We start from the raw sequence: 12,823 nt of genomic DNA, 5'->3' as shown, positions 1-12,823 counted from the left end.
AAAAGCCACTATAACATAGCCACCATATCGCAATGATAAGCTCTGTTGCTTAGTAGTAATTTATATTCAGCAGACGCTATAAATACAGAAAAATTCCAGACAAAAAAATCCCTCTATCTGTCACAGATAGAGGGTAGGAGAAACTTATTGATTGACGAAAACTAGAGTAAAAACTGGCTTAGTTAAACTTAAGCGGCTTTATTATCAAAGCCAATCGAGCGAAATGCGGTTTTGAGATTGTTATTGTGCTCAAAGATTTTTTGCTCAACTTTGATATATTCGTGCTTAAGCTTATCATCAACCTCATGCAAGCGATCAGCAAAATCCGTCTTTTTCATCTCAACTGCTTTGGCTTTTAGCGCTTGCCATTCTTCAACGGTTTGTTTAAACGCATCATATTCAAACTTAATACGATCTTGGAAATTTTGCATCGCTTGTGGAATATCGATACCGTCAGAAGTTGCTTTGTCGATTTGCTGCTGCGCACGCTTAAACTGCATTTGTACTTCGGCATGTTTAATCGTGGTGTCATCCACTCTACGCAGCTCACTAGTCAAACCAAGCTTAGATAAACCTAAGATTAACCATTTTGTTGGATCGTACTGCCACCACTTCACGCCATTGCGATAGTCGTATTGGAAGAAGTGATGATAGTTGTGATAACCCTCACCCCAAGTAAAGATAGCTAAGATTGCGTTATCACGTGCACTATTAGTATCGGTATAAGGGCGCGTACCAAACATATGGCACAAAGAGTTGATAAAGAAAGTAAAATGATGAGTCAGCACTAGACGTAGTAAGCCTGCTAGCACTAGCGTACCCCAAACATCACCGATCAACCAACCTACAGCGGCAACCATAGCGACGTTGGTCGCTAAGACCCAAAGACCATAATACTTATGCTGAATTTGTAGCACTTTATCTTTGGTTAGATCAGGAATGTTTTTGTAGTCAAAGCGGCCACTAGGGTAGTTACGTAGCATCCAGCCAATATGGCTAAAGAAAAACCCACGCTGCGCTGAATACGGATCTTCCATACGATCATCGACATGACGATGATGGGTGCGGTGACCTGAGACCCAATCAAAGGCCGAACCTTGCACAGCAAGCGTTGATCCTAATAGTAAGAAGTTTTTTACCAAAGGATGCGCTTTGTAGGCGCGATGCGACAGCAAGCGATGATAGCCTGCAGTGATACTGATACCTGTCCAAACCATAAAGGCGCCAAAGACACCCCAGACTGGTGCGCTGACTTGATGCGTTAGCAGATACCAAGGGGTGATAACTGCGGCTGCAATAGGCGTTGCTATCAGAAAAATCGCAGGTACTAAGTTAATAGGCGACTTTTGAAATTCAAGTTCAAGAGGGTCGACACCTTCAAAATTAACTGCTGAATTCCCATTCTTGTAGCCACTCGTGGCAGCAAACTGAGTATCTGCTGCTGCATCGGTATTGCTTTTGTTATTATCAAACCACGTCTTAACACGTAGCGCTTGAGTGCCAGCAGTTTGTATAAGCGCATCACTAGACTTCATAGCAAGACGTAAGCCTTTAAGTGGTAAACCTATTACTTTTTTAGCAATCATGTAATATCCCTAACGGTATTAATTTCAGCGTCTATATTACCTTAAATAATCCATAAAGTGAACAGATATACACTAGAAAAATATTGCTAAATAACAATAACTTGTATGAGTTATAGGATATTTATAATGAAAGCCATGTTAACTATCAGGAATTAAGCGAAAGTGTAAAACTGTGCGGAGATATGTTACGTAAGGCATGGCGCTTAGTGAGCTGATATAGCTTGTTATTATTCAAGAAAAGTCTATAGTTTCTAGCAAAATATCAATCGAGAACTCTCGACGCTAGGGTCATAATAATTGCGAAGGAATATCGGTGATAATCACATCGACTTGCCACTCTATTAGCTGCTTTATCGCCTCGATATCATTGACAGTCCAAGCGCTCACCGGTAACTGATAGCGGTGACAGTTAGCAATGATTTGCTCGTTTAACAACGCATAATGAAAACCCAGTTGTGTACAGCCCAATCTTAGCGCTGTATTAGGTGCCGATGAGATAAGACTAGGTTCGAGCACTAATAATCCACGAGGTATCGATGATAGCTGCTGATGTCGCTGTAATTGGGCGAGCAGCTTTTTATCAAAACTAGTCAATACAAGCGGCAGGCTCGACAATGGGCTATTAACTAAGTAGCGCAATAACGCTTGCACAAGTTTGGCGTGATCAGTGCGCTCGTGAGTCTTAATCTCAAGCTCGATATGAGTAAACTGGCTCAAAGTATGAGCCTGACTTTTTAACTCTGTCACCTCATAAGCCTTAGCGGTACTGGTGTTATCTATGCCCAACAGACTATTAAGCGCTTGACGTTGAGGCTTAAATGAAGGAGCAGACATCGAAAGCGGTAACGACTGCGCTAACATATCGAGCGTAATGATGTGGTGGCCCGATTGGGTATGACGTTGAATCTCGCGCAGACTCAATTGGTCAATCCTCGCTTGCAAGCCGCATAAACGCTGCAGGGTGTCGTCATGAAAAACGATCAAATGACCATCGGCGGTAAGTTGCACATCGAGCTCGACGCCTGCTAAGCCCTTTGCTAGCAAACGCTTGGCGTGTTGAAAGCCGAATAAAGTATTCTCTAGTGCTTCCACGCGGGCGCCGCGATGACCAAGGAGTTGCGTTTTTTTGAAATTTATCATAATAAGGCATGAATCTGTTGAATGATAAGAGCCGGTTATTATACCTCTCATAAGCTGTCTTCTATGATAGAACGTTTACTTTGACGGTTAATTATTGACTACGGCGTATTCAGGCATTCTGTGTTGTGTTTTTGCAACTAACGCTGATTTTACAGCTAATAGCGGCTTTTATTTGTATATCTGGAAATTGTGATGCTGAACATCTTAGGCAAACCCCGTATAATGATTGCATTTTCAATTGAGTGCCATTCTCTAAAGTAGCTATTCTTTAAAACAGCCATTTTCAAATCGTCTCTTGTACAGTGCTATAGATAATGAATATGGTTCACCCTTGATTTACAAAGGATAATTGGCTATAAGGTGATTGGCTATAAAGAGTAACAAACGATAAAGAGTCACAAAGGCAGCTATAAAAAGGTCAGTAACTCAGGAGCTAAACGAGTATGAGCGTAGTCAAAAATAAGTGGATGAAATGGCAGCAGGTTGCTGGTATTGGTTTGGTGTGTGGATTAGCCGTTGCTGGCTGTAGTCGCCCAGACGATGAGGACAGCGTTGATACTACTGACATCACTGCTGAGCAGCAAGCCGCCGGTGATGCTGATGTTGCACCCGCAATGAGGTGTGATGACCCTATGGTTCAAGACCGCCTCAAAACTGCGTTAAAGAATACTTTAGATCAACAAACGCAAACGCTCGCGGCTAACTATGCAAACAATGCAGATGTTGCCATTAGCAGTAGCATGCTCGATACTAAAGTGGGCAATATCAAGATTGACGTACAGAACGCCGCTATTTTACAAGAAAGCAATGCTAGCGGCATGACCACTTGTCAGGCGAGCGTCAGCATGACCTTGCCTAGCGAGGACTTGTACCAAGCAAGCTTAATAGATTCATCCAATAATAAACCAAGCCTGCAAGCGCGTTTGGCTAACGAAAATATTCGTATCAATAATAATATGCTTGTAGATGATGCTTTTAGCTATGTCATTGGCGCTCAAAACGGTCTAGTGCAAGCACGTATCGCAGGCCAACCTGCTTTGATCCGCATTGTTGCTGATGTTATGGCAGGCTCGTCACTCAAAACCATGCTAGATGAGCAAGCAGCGATTCGCCGAGCAGAGGCGGCGACTGAGCGTAGAGCCGCTGCGTCAAACAGAGAAGAGAATCAAACTATCCGTCAGCCCAGAACAGTGACGCCAGTAGAGCCCATTCGTCAAGCGACTCCGCCAACACCACCGGCACCGCCAACGATTAATCAAAGCAGCAATGCTAATGGTAATGAAGAAAGTACCGCAGCGGCTATCACTAATGACAAAACTCCGGTAAAACCCGCGCTCCCTAAGGTAGCTCCTGAAGATAATAGTATTGATATGGTCATCGTTGAAGATGATAGTGCGACTTACTAAGCTTTATTTTGGCTATGTCTAAAAGTTGTTCATGACCTAGCCAATAATCAATAAACAAAGCGCCGATAGATTTAAGCTATTGGCGCTTTTTTAGGCGTGATTAAACAGCGCTATTGACCGCCATCGAGATTTTGTAAAACCTGACTATCCCATAAGACTTCAGAGACTTGAGCAGGATCGGTACAAAAACGTGCCGCGACAAATAACCAATCAGATAACCGATTGATCAAGCTGACAGCGGTACTACGGATAGCTTGCGGGCGCTGCTGTTGTAATAACACGGCCTGACGCTCAGCGCGGCGGCACACGGTTCGCGCTATGTGCAATTGACTGACTAATACCGATCCTGTCGGCAAAATAAAGTCTTTGAGCGGTGGCAAACTAGTATTCATGCTATCTATCTGCTGCTCCAACCAGTCAATATGAGTCTCGTTCACGCCCTCGTACTCTGGCATTGCAAGCTCACCACCAATGTTGAAGAGTAAATGCTGAATAATCACTAAGGCGTGCGCAAAGTCTGACTCATTTATGAGGGATAAATGCTTAGATGGCTCTCTATTAGCAACCGTGTTCATTTGCGTTAATTGGGCGCGTACTAAGCCAACATGCGAGTTGAGCTCATCGATATCACCCATCACCGTGAAGAGCATATCGGCTTTGCTGACGCGGCTACCATCCGCCATGCCTGTCGTGCCATCATCGCCAGTGCGGGTGTATATCTTACTTAAACGATTGCCCATTTATAACTCCTTATCTTTTATATCTAAAATGCGTGATGCGCTGAAAGGTCTGTTTCTTTAATGGTTTTATTTAACAGCGCCCAGCGCTCATTGTAGTATTTTATGTCCATTTTCGCTAAGATAATGCGTTAAGATTTATATCACTTTATTTTATCAAAAGGCTATTTTGTTATGACTACCTCAGTTACCGATGCGCAGTCTCAGCTTGTTGTATACGACTCATTGACGGCCCGCAAGCAGTCCTTGCAGCCCTTAGTGGCTGGCAAGTTAGGAATGTACGTCTGCGGCATGACGGTTTATGATTACTGTCACATCGGACACGCGCGGGTGATGGTGGCTTTTGATATGGTAGTGCGTTGGCTGACCCAGTTAGGGTATGACGTCAATTATGTGCGCAATATTACTGATATCGATGACAAAATTATTGCGCGGGCTATCGAAAACAATGAGGATATCGGTACTTTGACTGAGCGCTTTACCAAAGCGATGCATGAAGATGCTGCCGCGCTTGGCTGCTTGAGTCCGGATGCAGAGCCGCGCGCGACAGATCACATCGATGAGATGCAGCAAATGATCACCACTTTAATCGAAGGCGATTATGCCTATGCTGCCGATAACGGCGATGTCTATTATGCCGTCGATAGCTTTAGCGATTATGGCAAGCTCTCTAAGCGAAAGCTGGAGGATATGCAAGCGGGTTCTCGAGTTGAAGTTGAAAATATCAAGCGCAATCCTTTTGACTTTGTCTTATGGAAAGCGGCAAAAGCGGGTGAGCCGCAGTGGACTTCTCCTTGGGGACAAGGGCGTCCAGGTTGGCATATTGAATGCTCCGCCATGTCGACTAAATGCTTGGGTAATACCTTTGATATCCATGGCGGCGGTCACGATCTGCAGTTTCCGCATCATGAAAATGAGATTGCGCAATCGGAGGCGGCGACAGGCTGCGAGTACGCGAACAACTGGATGCATGTCGGCTTTATCAATGTCGATGGCGAAAAGATGTCTAAGTCTTTAGGCAACTTTTTTACCATACGTGAGGTGACTAACAGATATCATCCTGAGACCGTGCGGTTTTTCTTGTTATCGAGCCACTACCGTAGCCAAGTCAACTTCTCTGATAGTGCCTTAGATGAGGCGCATAATAGCCTAAGTAGATTGTACAATGCGCTTAGGATCGCTGAGCAACAACAAAATCAAACCCTTGAGATGGATAATGAGCTTATCAATCAAGTGTATCAAAGCGCGGCAGGTCAAGCCTTTATAGCCGCTATGAACGATGATTTTAATAGTTCAGCGGCTATTAGTATCTTGTTTGGTCTAGCAAGCGAAGTCAATAAAGCGGCCAAAGCGGAGGATACGGACAAGGCTTGGCAGTCAGCCCAGCAGCTACGAGCGCTTGCCAAATCATTAAATATCCTACAGCAACCGCCAAAGCAGTTTTTGCAAGCGGTTATTGGCGAAGAGTCGGAGTATGGGCTTAATGATGCAGCTATTGATGCGCTTATTATTGAGCGTGGCGACGCCAAAACCAACAAAGACTATGCGCGGGCTGATGAGATTCGAGGGCAGCTAAAAGAGGCGGGCATTGAGCTTGAGGATAGTAGCGCTGGCACGACTTGGCGCCGCGCTTAATGCTAAAAATAGCACTAACATAGACGCATACTAACAAATAAAGTCAGTTCTATACTGGCTTTATTTTATGGACTGCTTTAATTTATCAGCATACTTCTGCTAGAAAACGATAAATATGACTAAGTCTCAGGTTTTTACATCCTGTCGTGCAAAGCGCTGCAAAACAATGGCTCATAGTAACAAGCATGATAAACCTAAGGGCGTTACTGACATTGCCGATATGGTTTTGCTCGATAATCCTCTATGCAGTAGCGTAGCTAAGACGAGGGGTGCTACGCGCTCTTTGCAATCGATGTCATTCATGCGCTCGCATAGTATGATGACAGTTTATGCTCTGATAGCTTGGACAGTGCTATCAATTATTACTCTACCTACTTATGCTGCAGAAAACAGTCAAAGTAGCCAAGATAATACGGCGGATAGCTCGCCGATATCGATTACCACTCAGCCTGACAGTATCGTTGATTACGCTGAAGATAAGATTAGCAGTATCGATTTAGAAGACATCAATCCTACCGAAATAGTTAGCAAGGTCATCGATCCCTCAGAAAAGATAGCGGTGCCGCAAGCTGGGTATTTGCAAGGTGATACTGAGATTACAGGCGACTATAACGCGAACTATTATCCTCTTAATAAGCTTAATGAAGGCTTGCCGCCTTTGTCTGAACCACCGCATTTATCGAGTCCATTAGCGACAATGGAGTTTTTTCAATCCGCTATTATGAAACAGCAATTCGGGTTGGCCGCTTACGCGCTCAATATGAACCTAATTGATAGTGAGCGACAGCCTAACCGCGCTGTTGAGCTGGCAAAACGTCTAGATTATTTATTGCGTAAAAAAGAGCTGTATGTCTTCAATGATATGCCGGATCGTCCCGATGGCTTGATTGAGCCGACGATAGGCAGCAGCAGTAGTGTGCGCGGCATTCCGCGTCGCTCGATCCGCTTGGGCTATATGGATTATCGTGAGCGCCGTGTACCGATTTCTATAGAGCGTGTACGCGTTGGTGATCAGCAGCCGGTTTGGGTGTTTTCAGCGCATACTGTTGGCAATATAGATAATCTGTATGAGCAGTATCAGCCTGCTAAGTTTGAACGTTACTTACCGTTAATACTGACCGCGCGCCTCTTCGGTATCGCTATCTGGGAATACTGCGCCCTGCTGTTATTTTTCCTAGCGACTATGGGTCTGGGATGGTTGCTGAGTACAGGCGTTGGCAAGCTTATCAATATGGGGGCAAGTAAAGGCGATGAGCAAAAAAGCGAGAGCGTAGGGCGCCGCAGTGTTAAGGATATGGCCAGTAAACTGACCGTACCTTTAACCTTGACTATTAGCTTCTCTTTGGTCTATACCTTAGCTTCTGGCGGTTTTCCTTATCTTGATGCAGTAGCAACCGCGACTCGGCCTATCATTTGGGTGTTTTTAGTCATCAGTACGGTATGGCTAGGGATTCGAATTATTCATTTTTTTGCGAATCGTTATAAAGACTTGCAAATCGATAGTTTAGGTGAAGAGCAGCTCGATAAATACCGCATCCGCCTCACTTATGTCTCGATATTTAGACGTGTCTTTATCTTTGTCATGATTCTGGGCAGTATTTGGATTGGCATCAGTGAGTTTACTAATATCGAGGGCTTAGGAAAGACTTTATTAACGTCGGCGGGTATTGCTGGGGTAGTAATTGGGGTGGCAGCCCAGCCTACTTTAGGTAATATTATCGCTGGCATGCAGGTGGCTATCACTCAGCCCGTACGAATCGCAGATACTGTAATGATAGAAGGCGACTGGACGACTATTGAAGATTTGCGTTACACCTATGCCGTGCTCAAAACTTGGGATGAGCGTCGATTGATTATACCGATGCGCCATTTTGTCACTGAGATTGTCGAAAACTGGTCACACACTCAGTCCCACCAGACAAGACCGGTTTATCTCTATGTTGATTATGGCGTCGATGTTGAGGTAATCAGAAAAAAATTCATTGAAGTCGTCAAAGATCAGGAGCTGTGGGATGGAGAAACGGAACCTGAGTTATTTGTCACTGAGGTAACAGAAGATACTATCACCTTGCGCGGCGCGCTCGCTTCTGATAGTCCCTTTAATGCTTGGATACTTGAATGTCAAGTTCGTGAAGTTATGCTTGCTTATTTATACGAGGAACAAAAATCGTATCTACCAACCGAACGCATAACGTTTAAAGAGGACTAAATAAGGATACTAATTAAAGAGACTAATTAAAGAGGCTTAGCGATAAAAATAGGATGTGAGAAGGCGTTGAATTTGCTATAATATGGCGTTATTTTAAAGGGATAACTAAGACATCAAGATAGCTGCTGCGTTATATTTACGCCTTTATCATCTTGCAGTCTAGCTCCCACCCATCAAAATAGCCACTATTAGGGGTATGTATGTTACGTATTGTCGATGAAGCCTTAACTTTTGATGACGTGTTATTGTTACCCGCCTATTCTGAAGTCCTGCCAAAATCTGCCGATCTCTCTACGCGCTTAACCAGAAACATCACTTTGAATCTACCCTTAGTCTCTGCTGCTATGGATACGGTGACTGAATCTGAGATGGCCATCACTATGGCGCAATTGGGCGGCATCGGTATTTTGCATAAAAGCATGGATATCGATAAGCAGGCCACGCAAGTACGCCGCGTCAAAAAGTTTGAAGCCGGTACGGTTGTCGATCCTATTACCGTACATCCTGAGATGACTATTGGGGATCTATTAAGGCTCACTGAGGACAATAACATCTCAGGCGTACCGGTCGTAGAAAAAGGCACTGATAAAGTCGTCGGTATTGTCACTCATCGTGACTGGCGCTTTGAGACCAATCTAAAGCAGCCTGTCAGTGAGATCATGACCCCAAAAGAGCAATTAGTAACGGTTCATGAAGGCGAGAGCAACGAGAACATCAAAAAATTGCTGCACGAGCATCGCATTGAAAAAGTGATTGTCATTGATGATGATTTTCGTCTGCGTGGTTTGATTACGGTCAATGACTTTGCTAAAGCTGAAAACAATCCAAACGCTTGTAAAGATGATAAAGGTCGTCTGCGCGTCGGCGCCGCTGTCGGCACTGGGGCGGACACTGAGTCGCGCGTAGAAGCTTTGATCGCCGCTGATGTCGATGTATTAGTCGTTGATACCGCTCATGGACATTCTAAAGGCGTGATCGAAAAGGTTTCTTGGATTAAAAAGAACTTTCCAAATATCCAAGTCATCGGTGGTAATATCGCCACAGGAGATGCCGCCTTAGCCTTACGTGATGCAGGCGCTGATGCTGTAAAAGTCGGTATTGGTCCTGGCTCTATCTGTACTACTCGCATCATCGCTGGTATCGGCGTGCCGCAAATATCGGCGATTGATAATGTTGCAAGCGCGCTAAAAAACAGCATTCCGCTGATTGCTGACGGCGGTATCCGTTATTCAGGAGATATGGCCAAAGCTATCGCTGCTGGTGCCTCTTGTATCATGGTCGGATCCTTAATGGCAGGTACTGAAGAAGCGCCAGGAGAGGTTGAGTTATTTCAAGGGCGCTATTATAAAGCTTACCGCGGTATGGGTAGCCTTGGCGCGATGTCAGGCTCGAACGGCTCCTCGGATCGCTACTTCCAAGATGCCAAAGATGGCGTAGAAAAATTAGTACCCGAAGGCATCGAAGGCCGTGTTCCTTATAAAGGTCCAGTCGCCGGTATCGTCAATCAATTGGTCGGCGGTCTGCGCTCATCAATGGGTTATACAGGCAGCGCGACTATTGAGGAGATGCGTAGCAATCCGCAATTCATCAAAGTGACCTCAGCAGGTATGAAAGAGTCGCATGTCCATGATGTGCAAATCACTAAAGAAGCGCCTAACTATCGTGTATAAGCTATCGCGTATAAGCGCTTAAGTGTGAAATCTCTTATCAAACTATAAGCATTATTTAAAATATAATAATTGCGAGATACAAACAGTCAACAATGCTCTGTCATTGTTGACTGTTTTTTTTCGTAAAATAACGGGGTAGTAAAGCCCCTTATAAAAGAATGGTTATACTGGTGTCTAACAGCGTACTTTGCGAGCAGTCTTCAAAGGTCGACTTGCAACTTATGATGTAAATGTTAAAGATGGTTATTGCTGATTTTGAGTTGAGCTTTTTGAGCTAATTTTTTTAAGATAGGTGTTTTTTAAACTAAGTGTAAGGATGTCATAACAATGAGCTATTTCGGTACGGACGGTATTCGTGGGAAGTTTGGGGAGTTGCCAATCACCCCTGATTTTATTCTTAAATTAGGCTATGTAACCGGACAAGTACTGATAGAAAGCCAAAGCAATGCTGCGCGTAAACCCAGTGTCGTCATCGGTAAAGATACGCGGCTGTCGGGCTATGTCATCGAAGGCGCGCTACAAGCAGGCTTTAATGCTGCAGGCGTAGATGTCCACATGCTAGGGCCGCTACCTACGCCTGCGATTGCGCATCTGACTCGTAGCTTTAATGCCGACGCTGGGGTGGTGATTTCTGCATCCCACAATCCGTATTATGATAATGGTATCAAGCTGTTCTCAGGCGATGGTAAAAAACTTACCGATGAGATGCAAAACGCTATCAATGCAAAATTAGATGATATCATGACAGCGGATCCAACAGACGAGGCCGCGCTAATGATGCCTATTGCCGATCCTGCTAAACTCGGTAAAAATCATCGCATTGATGATGCTAAAGGCCGCTATATTGAGTTCTGTAAGGGCAGCTTCCCTTATCAGCATGATCTCAATCACCTCAAAATCGTCGTGGACTGCGCCAATGGAGCCGGTTATAGCGTAGCGCCAAGAGTACTACGCGAGCTTGGCGCTACGGTTATAGCGATTAATAATACGCCTGACGGTATCAATATAAATTCTGACTGCGGCTCTACACATCCTGAAGGCTTGCAGCAAGCTGTGCTTGAGCATAATGCAGATGTCGGCATCGCGCTTGATGGTGACGGCGACCGTATCGTTATGGTGGATGACTTAGGTCATCTAGTCGATGGCGATGGTATCCTTTATGTGCTTGCCACGCAGGGTAAACAGCTGGCAAAAGGGGTTGCCGGTACCTTGATGAGCAATATGGGTCTAGAGCTGGCGCTACAAGCAAAAGGGATTGAGTTTATCCGTGCCAAAGTTGGCGATCGTTATGTGATGCATGAGCTTGAAGCGAAAGGCTGGATATTAGGCGGCGAACCCTCAGGCCATATCTTGTGTTTAGATAAGAGCCGTACCGGCGACGCCATTATAGCAGGGCTACAAGTGCTAGCAGTGATGCAAGAGCAAGACAGAGCTTTGAGCGCCTTAATTGAGGATTTTGTTGTTTTACCGCAAAAGCTAGTGAACGTGCGTCTAGCGAAGATGCAAGATCCTTTTGCCAATCCCGAGCTAGTCGCAGCTTTTGACGAAGCGCAGGCCAAGCTTGTAGGCCGTGGTCGGTTGCTCATACGTCAATCGGGTACAGAGCCGATGATTCGGGTGATGGTAGAGTCCGATGATGAGATAGAATGCGATGTTATGGCGAATGAGCTCGCCGATCAAATCAAAGCTCATTTGGGCTAGGGCGTGTTGAACATTTATAAGAAGGAGTCTTTATGAGTATGGATTTTACCGATCAGCGTTTGTCTTACGAAAAGGGTGAGCTTGATCAGTCCTCAGTACCAGAGTCGCCATTTGCGCTATTTAAAGCTTGGATGAATGAAGCCATCGTGCAAAAGGTACAAGAGCCTTACGCAATGAGTCTAGCGACATGCGGCGCGGATAATAAACCTAGCGTGCGTATCGTTTTATTGCGGGAGGTGACTGATAGCGGCATTGTTTTTTATACCAATTATGAGAGCGCTAAAGGCCAAGATATCGCTCAAAACCCCAATACCGAGGTGCTATTTTTTTGGCACGAGCTTGAGCGTCAAGTCCGCATTAGTGGCTCTATTGCCAAAATTGCCGCTGACAAATCGGCTCAGTACTTTCAAAAGCGCCCGCACGATAGCCAAGTCGGCGCTTGGGTGAGCCAACCGCAAAGTGGAGAAGTGGCCAATAGAGAAGTAATGGAGGATAAATTTGCTCAGTTATTACAAGAGTATCCCCAAGATTCCAAAGTGCCAACGCCCGAATTTTGGGGTGGCTATGAGATTACTATTGAGCGTATTGAATTTTGGCAAGGCCGCGCCAATCGTGTGCATGATCGCATCGTTTATACGAAACAAAACAGTAGTTGGACCACTAAACGCTTATTGCCTTAAATAGTGAGGAAGATTAGTTTTATCATAACCGTCTAAGCTAGTATTAGACTGTTTTTATT

9 protein-coding genes are annotated in these 12,823 nt (G+C 44.9%); 6 read left to right on the top strand and 3 right to left on the bottom strand.

Annotated features, from left to right (window positions below; genetic code table 11):
* Positions 1–188: 188 nt before the first annotated feature.
* Together ACS8FD_RS00980 and ACS8FD_RS00975 are read right to left on the bottom strand one after the other, a co-directional pair.
* The gene (locus ACS8FD_RS00980) at positions 189–1,586 is read right to left on the bottom strand and encodes an acyl-CoA desaturase (protein ID WP_439274020.1); all 1,398 of its coding nucleotides are present in this window, start codon (positions 1,584–1,586) and stop codon (positions 189–191) included.
* Positions 1,587–1,874: 288 nt separating this feature from the next.
* Positions 1,875–2,726, bottom strand: coding sequence for a glycerophosphodiester phosphodiesterase (locus ACS8FD_RS00975; RefSeq protein ID WP_439274019.1), 852 nt, complete (start codon positions 2,724–2,726; stop codon positions 1,875–1,877).
* 443 nt (positions 2,727–3,169) lie between these two features.
* Between ACS8FD_RS00975 and ACS8FD_RS00970 the strand changes: the two genes are divergently transcribed.
* On the top strand, positions 3,170–4,132 hold the full coding sequence (locus tag ACS8FD_RS00970; RefSeq protein WP_439274018.1) for a hypothetical protein: 963 nt from the start codon (positions 3,170–3,172) through the stop codon (positions 4,130–4,132).
* Between the two features lie 110 nt (positions 4,133–4,242).
* On the opposite strand, the gene ACS8FD_RS00965 is transcribed toward ACS8FD_RS00970, so the two are convergent.
* The gene (locus ACS8FD_RS00965; protein ID WP_439274017.1) at positions 4,243–4,872 is read right to left on the bottom strand and encodes a cob(I)yrinic acid a,c-diamide adenosyltransferase; all 630 of its coding nucleotides are present in this window, start codon (positions 4,870–4,872) and stop codon (positions 4,243–4,245) included.
* A gap of 171 nt (positions 4,873–5,043) precedes the next feature.
* On the opposite strand from ACS8FD_RS00965, the gene cysS reads away from it, so the two are divergent.
* From cysS to pdxH, 5 genes are all read left to right on the top strand, one after another.
* Positions 5,044–6,504, top strand: a complete 1,461-nt coding sequence (gene cysS / locus ACS8FD_RS00960; RefSeq protein ID WP_439274016.1) for a cysteine--tRNA ligase — start codon at positions 5,044–5,046, stop codon at positions 6,502–6,504.
* Positions 6,505–6,670: 166 nt separating this feature from the next.
* A complete protein-coding gene (locus tag ACS8FD_RS00955; protein WP_439274015.1) occupies positions 6,671–8,713 on the top strand; it encodes a mechanosensitive ion channel family protein in 2,043 nt (680 codons plus the stop codon).
* A 200-nt stretch (positions 8,714–8,913) separates the two neighbouring features.
* Entirely contained in the window at positions 8,914–10,383 is a 1,470-nt protein-coding gene (gene guaB, locus ACS8FD_RS00950) for an IMP dehydrogenase (protein WP_439241291.1), read from the top strand.
* 327 nt (positions 10,384–10,710) lie between these two features.
* Positions 10,711–12,084 carry a phosphoglucosamine mutase gene (gene glmM / locus ACS8FD_RS00945; protein WP_439274014.1) on the top strand — a complete coding sequence of 458 codons (1,374 nt, stop codon included), beginning with the start codon at positions 10,711–10,713 and terminating at the stop codon, positions 12,082–12,084.
* 38 nt (positions 12,085–12,122) lie between these two features.
* Entirely contained in the window at positions 12,123–12,764 is a 642-nt protein-coding gene (gene pdxH / locus ACS8FD_RS00940; RefSeq protein ID WP_439274051.1) for a pyridoxamine 5'-phosphate oxidase, read from the top strand.
* The last annotated feature ends 59 nt before the right edge of the window (positions 12,765–12,823 follow it).

Source organism: Psychrobacter sp. 1U2, from assembly GCF_051847575.1.
The sequence above is the reverse complement of the archived record's forward strand: the minus strand, read 5'-3'. Positions and strand labels throughout refer to the sequence as shown.

Bases quoted from the DNA above. Each gene is read 5' to 3' on its own strand.
- ACS8FD_RS00980 (WP_439274020.1), bottom strand. From the start codon at position 1,586: ATGATTGCTAAAAAAGTAATAGGTTTACCACTTAAAGGCTTACGTCTT.
- ACS8FD_RS00975 (WP_439274019.1), bottom strand. From the start codon at position 2,726: ATGATAAATTTCAAAAAAACGCAACTCCTTGGTCATCGCGGCGCCCGC.
- ACS8FD_RS00970 (WP_439274018.1), top strand. From the start codon at position 3,170: ATGAGCGTAGTCAAAAATAAGTGGATGAAATGGCAGCAGGTTGCTGGT.
- ACS8FD_RS00965 (WP_439274017.1), bottom strand. From the start codon at position 4,872: ATGGGCAATCGTTTAAGTAAGATATACACCCGCACTGGCGATGATGGC.
- cysS (WP_439274016.1), top strand. From the start codon at position 5,044: ATGACTACCTCAGTTACCGATGCGCAGTCTCAGCTTGTTGTATACGAC.
- ACS8FD_RS00955 (WP_439274015.1), top strand. From the start codon at position 6,671: ATGGCTCATAGTAACAAGCATGATAAACCTAAGGGCGTTACTGACATT.
- guaB (WP_439241291.1), top strand. From the start codon at position 8,914: ATGTTACGTATTGTCGATGAAGCCTTAACTTTTGATGACGTGTTATTG.
- glmM (WP_439274014.1), top strand. From the start codon at position 10,711: ATGAGCTATTTCGGTACGGACGGTATTCGTGGGAAGTTTGGGGAGTTG.
- pdxH (WP_439274051.1), top strand. From the start codon at position 12,123: ATGGATTTTACCGATCAGCGTTTGTCTTACGAAAAGGGTGAGCTTGAT.